13 protein-coding genes are annotated in these 13,016 nt (G+C 55.7%); 7 read left to right on the top strand and 6 right to left on the bottom strand.

What is annotated here, in order from left to right:
* The first annotated feature begins 63 nt into the window (after positions 1–63).
* The 3 genes from EFB11_RS13490 (at position 64) to EFB11_RS13480 (ending at position 3,006) form a co-directional block, all read left to right on the top strand.
* Positions 64–1,464: an MATE family efflux transporter gene (locus EFB11_RS13490; RefSeq protein WP_122790698.1), complete on the top strand. Its 1,401-nt coding sequence runs from the start codon at positions 64–66 to the stop codon at positions 1,462–1,464.
* Between the two features lie 64 nt (positions 1,465–1,528).
* Positions 1,529–1,939, top strand: a complete 411-nt coding sequence (locus tag EFB11_RS13485) for an acyl-CoA thioesterase (RefSeq protein ID WP_122790697.1) — start codon at positions 1,529–1,531, stop codon at positions 1,937–1,939.
* Between the two features lie 20 nt (positions 1,940–1,959).
* Complete coding sequence (locus EFB11_RS13480) at positions 1,960–3,006, top strand: alcohol dehydrogenase (protein ID WP_122790696.1); 1,047 nt, start codon at positions 1,960–1,962, stop codon at positions 3,004–3,006.
* A 40-nt stretch (positions 3,007–3,046) separates the two neighbouring features.
* Here EFB11_RS13480 and trxB read toward each other — a convergent pair whose 3' ends face one another.
* Together trxB and EFB11_RS13470 are read right to left on the bottom strand one after the other, a co-directional pair.
* A complete protein-coding gene (gene trxB / locus EFB11_RS13475; protein WP_122790695.1) occupies positions 3,047–3,973 on the bottom strand; it encodes a thioredoxin-disulfide reductase in 927 nt (308 codons plus the stop codon).
* Positions 3,974–3,991: 18 nt separating this feature from the next.
* The gene (locus EFB11_RS13470) at positions 3,992–4,309 is read right to left on the bottom strand and encodes a thioredoxin family protein (protein WP_122790694.1); all 318 of its coding nucleotides are present in this window, start codon (positions 4,307–4,309) and stop codon (positions 3,992–3,994) included.
* A 466-nt stretch (positions 4,310–4,775) separates the two neighbouring features.
* Between EFB11_RS13470 and EFB11_RS17405 the strand changes: the two genes are divergently transcribed.
* A complete protein-coding gene (locus EFB11_RS17405; protein WP_279220547.1) occupies positions 4,776–4,898 on the top strand; it encodes a hypothetical protein in 123 nt (40 codons plus the stop codon).
* A gap of 196 nt (positions 4,899–5,094) precedes the next feature.
* Here EFB11_RS17405 and EFB11_RS13465 read toward each other — a convergent pair whose 3' ends face one another.
* The gene (locus EFB11_RS13465; protein WP_243115235.1) at positions 5,095–5,997 is read right to left on the bottom strand and encodes a DMT family transporter; all 903 of its coding nucleotides are present in this window, start codon (positions 5,995–5,997) and stop codon (positions 5,095–5,097) included.
* A gap of 123 nt (positions 5,998–6,120) precedes the next feature.
* Positions 6,121–7,647, bottom strand: coding sequence for a cardiolipin synthase (gene cls, locus EFB11_RS13460; RefSeq protein ID WP_164706777.1), 1,527 nt, complete (start codon positions 7,645–7,647; stop codon positions 6,121–6,123).
* Between the two features lie 147 nt (positions 7,648–7,794).
* Here cls and EFB11_RS13455 point away from each other — a divergent pair, with 147 nt between their 5' ends.
* The 3 genes from EFB11_RS13455 (at position 7,795) to EFB11_RS13445 (ending at position 10,918) form a co-directional block, all read left to right on the top strand.
* The gene (locus EFB11_RS13455) at positions 7,795–8,742 is read left to right on the top strand and encodes a calcium/sodium antiporter (RefSeq protein WP_122790692.1); all 948 of its coding nucleotides are present in this window, start codon (positions 7,795–7,797) and stop codon (positions 8,740–8,742) included.
* 95 nt (positions 8,743–8,837) lie between these two features.
* Positions 8,838–10,037, top strand: a complete 1,200-nt coding sequence (locus EFB11_RS13450) for a M24 family metallopeptidase (RefSeq protein WP_122790691.1) — start codon at positions 8,838–8,840, stop codon at positions 10,035–10,037.
* Between the two features lie 11 nt (positions 10,038–10,048).
* Positions 10,049–10,918: a DegV family protein gene (locus EFB11_RS13445; RefSeq protein WP_122790690.1), complete on the top strand. Its 870-nt coding sequence runs from the start codon at positions 10,049–10,051 to the stop codon at positions 10,916–10,918.
* Between the two features lie 93 nt (positions 10,919–11,011).
* On the opposite strand, the gene pgsA is transcribed toward EFB11_RS13445, so the two are convergent.
* Both pgsA and rimO read right to left on the bottom strand, forming a co-directional pair.
* A complete protein-coding gene (pgsA, locus tag EFB11_RS13440) occupies positions 11,012–11,638 on the bottom strand; it encodes a CDP-diacylglycerol--glycerol-3-phosphate 3-phosphatidyltransferase (RefSeq protein WP_122790689.1) in 627 nt (208 codons plus the stop codon).
* On the bottom strand, positions 11,635–12,972 hold the full coding sequence (gene rimO, locus EFB11_RS13435; RefSeq protein ID WP_122790688.1) for a 30S ribosomal protein S12 methylthiotransferase RimO: 1,338 nt from the start codon (positions 12,970–12,972) through the stop codon (positions 11,635–11,637). The genes pgsA and rimO overlap by 4 nt, the downstream gene beginning before the upstream one ends.
* Positions 12,973–13,016: the final 44 nt, after the last annotated feature.

Below are 13,016 nucleotides of genomic sequence, written 5' to 3'. Positions count from 1 at the left end.
GAAAAGCGTAAATCCAGACCATGGATTTACGCTTTTTTTTCGGCTTGTTTTAGGAGGATTTTTATGGAATCAGGACAAAACACACATAAATTAGGCAGCCAGCCGGTTGGGAGACTGCTGCTCACCATGGGGGCGCCGATGATCGTTTCCATGGTTTTGCAGGCCTTTTATAATATTGTGGACAGTGCTTTTGTTTCGAACATGCCAGAGGCAGGCGAAGCAGCGCTGAACGCGTTGACCTTGGCATTCCCCTTGCAAATGCTTATGGTTGCGGTGAGCATCGGCACCGGCGTTGGTGCCGGCGCCTTGCTTTCCACCAGCTTGGGCCAGGGAGACCGGGAAAAAGTCAATCATACAGCGGGAAATGCTTTGTTTCTGGGATGTGTGATCTATGCCATCTTCTTGATTTTTGGCCTGTTTGGGGTACATAGTTATATTGCTTCGCAGACAGTCAACCGCCAAATTGCCGGTATGGCAACAGATTATTTGCAGATTTGCTGCGTGATTTCGTTTGGAATCGTCTTTTTCTCCGTTTTTGAGAAACTATTGCAGGCAACTGGCCGGTCGATGTATTCCACCATTGCACAAGTCGCAGGCGCCTTGGTCAATATTGTATTGGACCCTATCATGATTTATGGATATTTGGGCTGCCCGGCATTTGGAGTGCGCGGTGCGGCATATGCCACAGTTCTTGGGCAATGTGTATCCTTTGTGCTGGCGTTGATGTTCCATGTGCGATATAATCGGGAGGTTCAAAATAAGTTAGTCTATCTCAAACCGCAGTTCAAGATTATTGGAGAAATTTATGCGATCGGCCTGCCTGCCATCGTGGCCCAGGCGTTGATGTCTGTCATGACTTATGGACTCAATATTATTTTGGTCAGCATCAGCGAATCGATGGTCACGGCATATGGCTTATATTATAAAATCCAGCAGTTCATCTTATTTGCTGCCTTTGGCCTGCGCGATGCCATCACCCCGACCATCGCCTTCAGTTACGGTATGGGCCATCCCGCGCGTATCCAGGATGGCATTCGATATGGGATGCTGTACACTCTGGCAATCATGCTGATTGGCCTAGTCATTTTGGAATGTTTTGCAGCACCCTTTGCAGCCCTGTTTGGCCTTTCCGGGCAGACACAAGACCTATGTGTCAGTGCGATGCATGTGGTATCCACCAGCTTTCTGTTTGCAGGCGCTAATATTGCTTTCCAAGGTATTTTTCAGGCATTGGGCGGCGGGATTCAATCGCTGGTCATCTCTTTCTGCCGGCAATTGATTTTTGTGCTGCCGGTCGCCTGGTTCTTTGCACAGATCGGCGGCCAATCGATCGAACAGGCTTGGCTGGTCTGGCTGACTTTTCCGCTGGCCGAAGGCTTGTCGGCGGCGCTGGCCTGTGTCCTGATGCAGCGGCTGTATCAAAAACGGGTGCTTCCGCTGCAAGTGAAAAAACAAAGCAGCTGATCGGTTATACTTTGCGGTTTCGGGAAAAATCTGTTATGATAAAAACAAAAACGAGGCGAATGCAATGATCGAACATGTCCACAAGGTGCAGTATTATGAAACCGACCGCATGGGTGTGACCCACCACTCGAATTATATCCGCTGGATGGAGGAAGCACGGGTGACGTTTTTGGACGCCATCGGCTGGAACTATGCGCGGCTGGAGCAGCAGGGCATCAGCTCTCCGGTTGTCAGCGTCCAAGGCGATTTTAAGAACACCACGACTTTTGACGATGCGGTTGTGATTAAGGTGTGGGTCAAAGAATGCAGCGGGGTCAAATTGGTGGTTTCCTATGAGATGCACAACCAGGCGACCGGACAACTGGTCTTTACCGGAACATCTTCCCACTGTTTTTTAGGGCAGGATGGCAAGATCATCCGATTGCAGCGCAGTTTCCCGGAATTTTATCAGGCGCTGCAAGACCAAAAGGCATAAAAGAAGGAAGGGATGGTTCTATGCTCGCTTATACGTATGTGAATCCCGGAGAATTTCGCTTGCTGGAAAAGCCCAAACCGGTCCTGCAAGACGAGCGGGATGCGATTGTGCGCGTTACCCTGGCCAGTATCTGTACGAGCGATTTGCACATCAAGCATGGTTCGGTACCGCGTGCGGTGCAAGGGATCACGGTGGGCCATGAGATGGTGGGTATTGTCGAGCAAGTGGGCTCCAAAGTGCAGAATGTGCAGCCGGGCGATCGGGTGACCGTCAACGTGGAAACCTTTTGCGGCAGCTGTTTTTTCTGCCAGCATGGGTTTGTCAACAACTGCGAAGATGAAAATGGCGGCTGGGCGCTGGGATGCCGCATCGATGGTGGGCAGGCAGAATATGTGCGGGTGCCGTATGCCGACCAGGGCTTAAACCGCATTCCCGATGCGGTATCCGATGAGCAAGCGCTGTTTGTCGGGGATATTTTGGCGACCGGTTTCTGGGCGGCCCGGATTTCACAGATCGGCCCGGAAGATACCGTTCTGGTCCTGGGCGCTGGCCCGACCGGGATTTGCACCCTGCTGTGTGCACAGCTCTATCATCCGGAACAGATTATCGTATGCGAAGCCGACCCTGTCCGGCGGCAATTTGTGTCCGGGCAGTATCCGTTTGCTACCGTGATCCCGCCCGAGGGGGCAGGTGATTTTGTGCGCAGTCATAGCCGGCACGGCGGCGCAGATGTGGTACTGGAAGTGGCAGGAACCGAGGAATCCTTTGCGCTCGAGTGGCAATGTGCGCGGCCCAATGCGAGCGTGACCATTGTGGCACTGTATGACCAGCCGCAGATCTTGCCGCTGCCATCCATGTATGGCAAGAATCTGACGTTCCGCACCGGTGGCGTGGATGGCTGTGACTGCGAAGAAATTTTGCGCCATATCGCTGCCGGACAGCTGGATACCACGCTGCTGATTACCCATACCTTTCCGCTGTGCCGTATTGAAGAAGCCTATGCCCTCTTTGAGCAAAAGCGCGACCGTGTGATGAAAGTCGCCATCGTGCCGGACGGCGAGAAATAACAACAACCGCCTGCTTCCAAACGAAGCAGGCGGTTGTTTGTTATGGAGCTTGAGTCGCTAGATAGTGGTCAGCAAAGTGGGCAGCTACCGCGCCATCGGCAGCCGCGGTGATGATCTGCCGCAGCGGCTTGGTGCGTACATCGCCAACTGCGAATACGCCCGGCAGACTGGTGCGGGTGGTCTCATCGGCCTGGATGTAGCCCTGTGCATCCAGCTCCAACACGCCCTGGAACAGCGCCGTTTCCGGAACCCGCCCGATGGCGGCAAATACGCCGTCACAAGCCAGCTCGGTTTGCGCCCCGGTTTGCGTATCTTCCAGCCGCAGGCCGGTGATGTGCGTATCGTGCAGCAGTTCGATGGGGCGTTTGTTCCAGATGATTTCGATGTTATCGGCAGCTTCGAGCGGTTTGGTATAGACCTGATCGGCCCGGAGGCTGTCCCGCCGATGGATGAGGTATACTTTCTGTGCCAGCTTGGACAGCGTGAGCGCTTCTCCGACTGCGGAATTGCCGCCGCCAATGACGGCGACCGTTTTACCGCGGAAGAACATCCCATCGCAAGCAGCACAATAGGCCATGCCGTGGCTGCGCAGCGCCTGTTCTCCGGGGAGGCCGAGCAGACGGGGGGAAGCGCCGGTCGCCAGGACCACCGTTTTACCCTGGAAGGTCCCCTCATCGGTGACGATTTCCTTGATGGGGCCGTCCAGTTTGACCGCGCTGGCCGAAGCAAGTACAGTTTCAGCGCCAAAGCGTTCGGCGGTCTGCTGCATGCGTTCGCCCAGTTCAAACCCGTCGATGCCTTCGGCAAAGCCGGGATAGTTGTCAACTTGCTCGGTGGTCGCCATCTGTCCGCCGGCCGAGAGTTTCTCAATTACCAGCACCGACTGTCCGGCGCGGGCGGCATAGAGGGCCGCGGTATAACCGCCCGGCCCGCCGCCTAAAACGAGCATATCATAAATTTTCGGCATGGCTGATTTCTCCTTTGTTTATACGCCCTGCTCGCTGAGCCAAGCTTCGATCGCCGCTTTGGAATCCGGGGCAATCAGTGCCGGACCGGGTTTGCCATCGCGGAAGAGCAGGAAGGTGGGAATGGTGTCGATGGAAAACTGAGCCGCCAAAGAAGGCTGCTCATCAATATTGACCTGGCCGACGGCAACTTTGCCTTCGCCCGCCAGCTTGTCCACAACCGCAGACAGACGGCGGCAGTATACGCACCAGGGTGCCCAAAACTCAACCAGAATCGGATGATCGGCCGCTGCAACAGCGCCTGCGAAATTTTCCTGCGTGATTTTCTGTATTGCCATTTGTATCGCTCCTTTGAATCGGGTGATTGTCTGTGTACTTGATTGGTATGCTTTTATTATACCCATTTTCTCCGGCCGTTCCGTGAGAAAATCACAATTTGCAGAAAAAGATTGCCGAGCCGTCTAATAAGAAACGATTTTGACAGATTTAAAATCAGTACGAAAAAAATCATCCCGATGGACAGCGAGCCGCAGAACGAAAGCACAAGCAAAAATTCAAAGAAATTTGTTAAATAGTTAACATGTTATTCAAAAAGATGCGAAAGCATGATTGTTCTCTGCTGAAAAAAGCCAACAAAAACACAGAATATAGCGAAATGCACAAAAAATAAACCATGATTATAGGTATATTGGATGAAAATACTGCTTGCTTTTTGGGGATATCCGCCTATAATAATACATGTAAAACAAAGAGGCCGATAAGGCACATAACCAGTTTGAATGTTATATGAATGGAGGGTCTACCATGAAAAAGAAGATGTCGTTTTTCCGTCAGCTCGTGGATGCGAACTATGCCTTCGCCTGCCAGAACAGCAGAGGCACGCGCACCAACACGCTTCAAGGCCGAGGCCCAGTGGAACATAATTGATATAAAATAACAAATCCACTGCGATAAAAGAAGGTGAAGGAGTATGAAGAACCTGTTCCGCATGTTGGTAGATGCCAACTGCAACATGATGGTTGCTGCAAACTATCATGGTGTACGCGAAAAGAACAAGGCCGCTCATAACGACCGGATGGAGAAGTAACAAAATAGCCGCCCAGGTAACTGGGCGGCTATTTTGCTATTTACGCAAAGCCAAAAGGACGATGGTAAGCAAGATACAGGCGAAGCCAAGCAGATCGGCTACGGTCAGGGTGACACCGAGCCAGAACACCGTAAACAGCGCGGCGCTGACCGGCTCAATGGAGGAGATCAGGCCAACGATGGATGGTCCGATGTGGCGTACGCCTTCGACGTACAAGGTAAAGGCGAGCACCGAACCAAAAACAATGACGCAGCCGATAAAGAAGATGGCTTCCCCATCCAGTACGACTGGGGTTCGCCAAGGTTGCTGCCAAAGCATGACCGCAATGCCGCCGACGAACATACCCCAGCCGACCACGGCAAACGAGTCATAATTGGCCAGCAGGGTGACCGGCGACACGGTATAGATGGCGACAAAGACCGCGCCGAGCAGTCCCCAGAACAGGGCCTGGCTGGAGAGCGCCAGCGAATGAAAGCTGCCATGCGTGGCAATTAGGAAAATACCGGTCAGGTCCAAAAGAAGCACAATGATCTCCACCGGCCGGGGGGCACGGCGGGTACGGATGCACATATACAGCATAATCAGGGCAGGCCCCAGATATTGCAGAACGGTTGCCGTACCAGCATTGGAATATTGAATGGAAGTCAGGTAGCTGTATTGGCAGCCGCTGATGCCCAGCAGGCCGAACAAAATGAGCAGCCGCACATGGCGCGGATTGCGCCAAATGGCGAAAGCCTCCCGCCCTTTGCGCAGGATCAGGATCACCACCATCAAGGTGCCGGCGATCATGAGTCGCCAAGGCACCAGCCAATCGCTCGTCAGGTTTTTATAGGTAAATAAGAATTGGCTGCATGCGCCCGAAAATCCCCAGAGGCAGCCGCCAGTAAAAGCCATCAAAAAGCCGAGCCATTGTTTGGTCTGCTGCTTTTGCGTTTCCATGATGCTCCGTCCTTTCGACAAATGGGTGTCTGATGTCTAGTATAGCAGCCCCAAATCGGGAACACAAGACAAAAAACTCCGGCAAACCGGAGTTTTTTGTATACCCATTTTTGGTGAATGTTACTATAAGAGCGGTGCGAACAAACGCATGATCGATGCCAGGATGGACGAGAGCCACGGCACATGCCGGAACCATTCCCGGTCGACCGAACGCGACTGGGCCATGATATCGAGCATATCGTTTTTGATGTCGTGGATGACCTGGCCGCCATACAGCACCGTGCCGCATTCAAAGTGCATGAAGAATGAGCGGAAGTCCATATTGATCGTGCCCACCACGCCCACGTCGTCATCGGATACGATCATTTTGGCGTGCAGGAAACCGGGGGTGTATTCATAGATGCGCACCCCGGAGCGCGAGAGCTGCTGATAAAACGAGCGGGTTGCCAGATATACCAGCTTTTTGTCCGGGATGCCCGGCGTGATGATGCGCACATCCACGCCGCTTTGTGCGGCCGTGGTCAGCGCCTGAATCATTTCGTTGTCCAGGATGAGATATGGGGTGGTGATATAGACATAATTGCGCGCATTGTTGATGATCTGCATGTAGACAGTTTCGCCGACGTTGAAGTCGTCCAGCGGCGTATCGCCAAAGGATTGCACATAGCCGTCGCCGGGACGGGACAGGGTGGGACGGTATTGCAGATGGTCGGCCGTCACAACGCCGGTGGCGTATTCCCACACCTCCAAAAACAGCTCGGTCATATTGGCGACCCCGGCGCCGCGCAGTTCCAGGCTGGTATCCTTCCAGTGACCAAAGGGCGAACTGCGGTTGATGTATTCGTCGGCAATGTTGGTGCCGCCCATGTAACCGACGTTGCCGTCGATGACCATGATCTTTCGGTGGTCGCGGTAGTTGAGATAGGTGTTGAGGGTGGGGATGAAGCGGTTAAAGCGTACCACCCGCATGCCCAGCGAGCGCAGATAACGATCATAGCCGGCCGGAAGTTTGGACAGACACCCCGCATCGTCATACATGATGCGCACTTCGACGCCCTGCTCAACTTTCTGCACCAGAATATCCAGAATGGCGTTCCACATTTCGCCGGGCTCGATGATGAAATATTCCATGAAGATAAAGCGCTTGGCTTTCTTCAGTTCTAAGCACATGGCTTCAAATTGTTTTTCTCCCACCGGGAAATAGCGAGTCGTCGTTTCGCCCCAGGCAGGCATACCGGTGAGCGATTCGATATAGTTGGTGCGGCGGGTATGGCGCGGCATGGCCGCGATTAACCGCCCGCCGGCCGGATGGGAAACGCCGACCGAAAAATCCGGCCGGGTATTGGGGAATTTGTGTTCCACCCGGGCACGGTTGAAGGGGGTGTTGCCCCAGAGAAGATAAAACAGTCCGCCAAACAAAGGGAAAAGCAGGATCAGGATGATCCAAGGGATCTTATAAGACGGATTGTCGTACTTGCGCACAAGCCAAATGATGATGACAACCGAAAGCATGGTGCAAAAGCGATCGACCCAAGGAACGTGTTCGATCACCTTGCTCATTCCCCAAACGACCAGAAAAGCCTGCAAAATGAGCAGAATGCCCCCCATAATGCGGCGGTCGCCTAAAAGTTTTCCCAGTTGCCTTTTCATAGTTGCCTCCCGTGAATTTGTTTGCGGCATTCCGATTTCATCATACCGCGTTCGCCCTCTTCTGTCAATCTTTGCACTGTGAAGTTCCCGTATAGTTTTTCTGTTTGGCGCATAGGGTGTAGGGAAAAGAAATGGGGGGATCGTGCCATGACGACCGTTTTGTTGGCCGCTGCGTTTTTTACCATCGGCCTGTATCTGACCATGCGCGGGGGCGACCAGTTCGTGGATGCTGCCGCCCGGCTGGCCGAGGCCAGCGGTATCCCGCGCTTTGTGGTGGGGGCCACTCTGGTCAGCCTGTGCACCACAGCGCCCGAGCTGACCGTGTCCGTGCTAGCCACGCTGCGTGGCTCGACCGATCTGGCGGTCGGTAATGCCGTAGGGTCAGCGGCCTGCAACACCGGTCTGATCCTAGGCCTTTCGGCCCTGCTCGCACCGGCCGCTTTCCAGGCGCGCGAAGCGCGGACCAAAGGCGGACTGATGCTCGGCGCGACCATCCTGCTGGGCTGCATGGCCGCCGATGGGATGCTCAATCCGGGCGAAGCGCTCGGCTTGCTGGCTGTTTTGTTCGCCTTTTTGGCTATGAACCTGCAAGGCGCGGCCAGTGGACGGCCGGATGCTTCGGTGCGCCGCTTCGCCCCTGGCGAGCGCGGGCGCACGATCATGCAGTTCGTGCTGGGCGGCGCGGCGGTGGTGCTCGGCGCCAAACTGATGGTCGACCATGGCGTCATTCTGGCGCGTATGCTGGGGGTACCGGAAAGTGTGATCGGTCTGACGCTGGTGGCGCTGGGCACTTCGCTGCCCGAACTCATGACCGCCCTGGCCGCCATCCGGCGGCGGGAGAGTACGCTGTCGGCCGGGAATATCGTGGGCGCCAATATCATCGATCTGACGCTCGTGCTGCCTGCCAGCGCGGCGGCAGGCGGCGGGGTGCTGCCCGTGAGCACCGACACCTTTTTGCGCGATTTGCCGTTTACCGTGACGCTGATGGCGCTGGCTATGCTGCCGCCCATGTTCGCCGGACGTCTGCGGCGAGCGCAGGGCGCTTTGCTTCTGGCGGTATATGGCGCGTATGTGTATTGTTTGACGCGGGGGTAGATGGAAAAATCCTTCATCTTTCGAGGGTGATGTGGTACAATAGGGGTATTATCATAGGGGTGAGCCATCCCCCTTATATAAAGGAGTATACCACGATGTTTGATTTCCATGCCCGTGTGCCCAAGGAAGAGCTCGACAATCGGCTCGCTGCTTTGCGTGCAAAGCTCCAAGAAACCGACCCGGAATGGTCGTTTGTCCTCATCTGCGATAAAATCAATTTGTATTACCTGACCGGCACGGTCCAGCAGGCCGCGCTGACCATCACCCCCGACGAGGCCATTTTGTGGGTGCGCCGCAGCCTGGAACGCGCCCAGCAGGAATCCTATTTTGCCGACATCCGGCCCATGCGTTCCTACCGCACCCTGGCCGAACATTTTCAGCATATGCCGTCGTGCGTGTATTTGGAAGCCAAAAACGCCACGCTCGACTGGCTGAACATGGTGCAGTCGCGCCTGCCGTTTGATTCTTGGAAGTCCATTCATCCGGTCATCGACTCCCTGCGTGCACGCAAGAGCGCCTATGAGATCGAATGCCTGCGCAAGGCCGGGGAAATTCTGGCTGACGTGACCGAGAGATTTATGCCCACCATCCTGCGCGAGGGGATGAGCGAATCCGAACTGTGCGGGGAAACCTTCTTAGAGCTGCTGCGTCAGGGTTCGATGGGCATTTGCCGGTATAACCAGTCGATGGGTGAGGACGCTGCCGGGATGGCTGGATTTAGCGAAAGCACGCTGGCCCCGCTGGCATTCGATGGTCCGGATGGCTGCATCGGCACCTGCGTTTCGGTACAGGCCATGGGTTCGCCCACGCGGTATCTGAAAAAGGGCGATCTGGTGATGCTCGATCAGGGCAGCGGTATTTTGGGATACCATTCGGACAAGACGGTCGTTTACTTCTATGGCAAGCTGGACGAGCATCCGCAGGCTGACCGCATCCGGCATGCCTATGACGTATGCGCGCGCATCGAAGCCTGGGCGGCATCGCAGCTCAAGCCGGGCGCCATTCCGGAGGAAATCTATGAAAAGGCTCTGGAAATGCTTCCGGAGGAATATCACAAGGGCTTCATGTCGGGCGCGAAATTCCTGGGCCATTCGATTGGTCTGGCGATGGACGAGGCTCCGGTGCTGGCCAAATCCTTCCGCGAGCCGATCGAAGAAGGCATGATCTTTGCCATTGAGCCCAAGATCGCACTCGATGGCATTGGTATGGTGGGCAGTGAAAACACCTATCTGGTCACCGCGAACGGCGGTGAATCGCTCAGCGGACATATCCTGCCCTTGACCGAAATCGAATAAAGGAGGGCGTTATGCGCAAATTTGTGTTGGTTGCCAACTCGACTACCGACGAAACCGGAGAATACTACGAAAAGAATGAGATTCGCTGTGCGCCCCTGTCGTTCACTATGGACGGGCGCACGGTGCGCGAGGATTTTGGGAAAACCATCCCGTTTCCTGAGTTTTATGACAACCTGCGTGCCGGCAAACTCAGCCAGACCTCCCAGGCCACGATGGAGGAATATCAGGAACATTTCCGCGCCGCCTGCCGCGAGGGGATGGACGTGCTGTATGTCGGTTTTTCGTCTGGTTTGTCCGGCTCGTTTCAGGCGGGCTGCATCGCAGCCGCCGAAGTGCGCGAGGAATTTCCCGACCGGGTCATTCGGTGCGTCGATTCGCTGGCTGCGGCTGGCGGCGAGGGCCTGCTCGTTGAGCGGGCGCGTCAGCTCCGCGACGCAGGCTATACCGCCGATGAAGCGGGCGATGCCATTGAAGAATTGCGGCTGAAAGTCATCCATCTGGTGACGGTCAACGACCTCAAACACCTGTGGCGCGGCGGCCGGGTGAGCAAATCGGCGGCGATTGTGGGCAGCCTGATCGGCATTAAGCCGATGATCTATGTCGATGATGCGGGTAAGCTGCAAGTGTGCGGCAAGATTCGCGGCCGCAAAAAAGCGCTCGATAAGCTGGTGGAAACCGCACTGGCACAAGTCGTCGAGCGGGATACGCCTATGCGCATCAGCCATGGCGACTGCGAGGAGGACGCGCGTTATGTTGCGGACAAGCTGCAAGCCGCTGGACTTCAGACCGAGATCCGCATGCTGGATACGGTCATCGGGTCGCACACCGGGCCGGGCGTGATGACCGTGTTCTTTGTGGGGAGCAAGCGCGGGCCGTTTTAAGCGGGGCTCTGCCCCACACCCCGCAAGCCTTTGAAAAGGCTTGACCGAAACTTAAAAAGCCCTCGGAATCTTAGATTCCGAGGGCTTTTTGTGTTAGTTCTTGGGCTTGACCGCGCCGTCTTTGATGAGGTCCCAGTTTTTGTACAGGTAATCGATGCCCGCATACAGCGTGACGAGCGTGACCACCCAGGCCACAATGGTCGTAAGCGGCAGGCCGCTGGTCATCACAGCGGTCGGACCGTCTGCGCCGCCGATGACGCCAACGCTGGAAGCGACGACCGCATCCGAAGTGCCGGTGACGATCAGGAACAGGAAGTCGATGATAATGCCTGCGATCTGGATGCAGGTCTTGACCTTGCCCGTCCAGGTGGCGGCGAGCACGCGGCCTTTGGCGGCCGCGACGTTGCGCAGCGAGGTGATGATGAATTCACGCGCCAGGATGATGAAGACCATCCACGCCGGGAAGATACCCTTTTCGATAAAGATGAGCAGGGCCGCGGTGACGAGCAGCTTGTCCGCGAGCGGGTCGACGAACTTGCCGAAGTCGGTCACCTGATTGTATTTGCGCGCAACATAGCCGTCTAAAAAGTCGGTGAACGATGCCAGGCAGAACAAAACGAGCGCCACAATCAGGCTGGTCGAGTCGTTTTGCAGAGCAAACCAGATAAAGAACGGGATCATGCAGATGCGCACAAGCGTGATTTTATTAGCTGTGGTCACGAAGCAGAACCTCCTACACGGACGCCTTCCAAATCAGCGCCCAAACTATTTTCCATACGGACCGGCACAAAGTCGCCGGGTTTGACCGGGGTTTCGGATGCAAAATAGACCTTGCCGTCGACTTCGACCGAATCGGCATAGGTGCGCCCGAAATACAGTCCCGAATCATTATCCCACCCTTCGCACAAAACGTCAAGCGTTTCGTGCATACGGGACAGGTTATAGTCGTCGATAACGCCCGATTGCAGCTCTTCGATGATCAGACGGCGGCGCATTTTGGTATCGTCGTCGATCTGGCCCGGCAGTTCGGCGGCTTCGGTGCCTTCTTCGGGGGAGAATTCAAACACGCCCGCGCGCTCGATACGGGTTTCCTGCAAAAAGGCACACAGTTCGGCAAATTCTTCTTCGGTTTCGCCCGGCAGGCCGACAATCAGGCTGGTGCGCAGCACCAAGCCCGGGATGCGCTCGCGCAGCATGTGGATGAGGGCGGTCAGTTCGTCGCGGTCGCCCGGTCGGTGCATGGCCCGCAGGATACGCTTCGACACATGCTGAAGGGGGATGTCCAGATATTTGACGATCTTGGGTTCCTGCGCGATCACATCCACCAGTTCGTCGGTGATCTGGTCGGGGTAGAGGTAGTGCAGGCGTACCCAGGTAAAGTCCATCTGGCACAGCTGCCGGAGCAGTTCGGGCAGTAGGCGCTTGTGTTCGGGCAGGTCCAGACCGTATTTGGTGATGTCCTGCGCGATGACGATGATCTCCTTGACGCCGGACGCAGCCAGTTCACGCGCTTCAGTGAGGACATCTTCCATCTGGCGGCTGCGATACGGTCCGCGCAGCTTGGGGATGATGCAGTAGCCGCACCGGTTGGAGCAGCCCTCGGCGATTTTCAGGAAGGCGGTGTAAGAGGGGGTCAGGCGGTCGCGTTCGCCTTCGAGCGCTGCGGCAGCCATGTCGCGCATGTAGACTGCTTTTTTGCCGTCCAGCACGTCGCGCACCGCGTCCACGATGTTTTCATAGCTACCCGTGCCGCAGATGGCGTCCACCTCGGGCAGGTCGCTTTCGATCTCGGCGCGGTAGCGCTGCGCCAGGCAGCCAGTCACGATCAGGCCCCGCAGTTTACCCTGCTCCTTATAACGTGCCACGTCCAGAATGGTTTCAATGGCCTCGGTTTTGGCCGCTTCGATAAAGCCGCAGGTGTTGACGATGCCGACCTCAGCTTCGGTGATGTCGTCGGTGATAGCATAACCCGCATCGCGCAGGCGGGCCAGCATATGCTCGGAATCGACCAGGTTCTTGGCGCAGCCGAGCGAGATAAGTCCGATCTTAGTCACAAAAACGGTTCCTCCTATTGATTTTTATTCATACCATTCTATCA

Source organism: Intestinibacillus sp. Marseille-P6563, from assembly GCF_900604335.1.
Lineage (GTDB): Bacteria > Bacillota > Clostridia > Oscillospirales > Butyricicoccaceae > Butyricicoccus_B.
This window is presented reverse-complemented; position numbering and strand designations above follow the sequence as displayed.

Excerpts from the sequence above, each read along its gene's own strand:
- EFB11_RS13445 (WP_122790690.1), top strand. The coding sequence starts at position 10,049 with ATGCGCAAATTTGTGTTGGTTGCCAACTCGACTACCGACGAAACCGGA.
- trxB (WP_122790695.1), bottom strand. The coding sequence starts at position 3,973 with ATGCCGAAAATTTATGATATGCTCGTTTTAGGCGGCGGGCCGGGCGGT.
- EFB11_RS13455 (WP_122790692.1), top strand. The coding sequence starts at position 7,795 with ATGACGACCGTTTTGTTGGCCGCTGCGTTTTTTACCATCGGCCTGTAT.
- EFB11_RS17405 (WP_279220547.1), top strand. The coding sequence starts at position 4,776 with ATGAAAAAGAAGATGTCGTTTTTCCGTCAGCTCGTGGATGCGAACTAT.
- cls (WP_164706777.1), bottom strand. The coding sequence starts at position 7,647 with ATGAAAAGGCAACTGGGAAAACTTTTAGGCGACCGCCGCATTATGGGG.
- EFB11_RS13490 (WP_122790698.1), top strand. The coding sequence starts at position 64 with ATGGAATCAGGACAAAACACACATAAATTAGGCAGCCAGCCGGTTGGG.
- EFB11_RS13465 (WP_243115235.1), bottom strand. The coding sequence starts at position 5,997 with ATGGAAACGCAAAAGCAGCAGACCAAACAATGGCTCGGCTTTTTGATG.
- EFB11_RS13480 (WP_122790696.1), top strand. The coding sequence starts at position 1,960 with ATGCTCGCTTATACGTATGTGAATCCCGGAGAATTTCGCTTGCTGGAA.
- EFB11_RS13470 (WP_122790694.1), bottom strand. The coding sequence starts at position 4,309 with ATGGCAATACAGAAAATCACGCAGGAAAATTTCGCAGGCGCTGTTGCA.
- EFB11_RS13450 (WP_122790691.1), top strand. The coding sequence starts at position 8,838 with ATGTTTGATTTCCATGCCCGTGTGCCCAAGGAAGAGCTCGACAATCGG.
- EFB11_RS13485 (WP_122790697.1), top strand. The coding sequence starts at position 1,529 with ATGATCGAACATGTCCACAAGGTGCAGTATTATGAAACCGACCGCATG.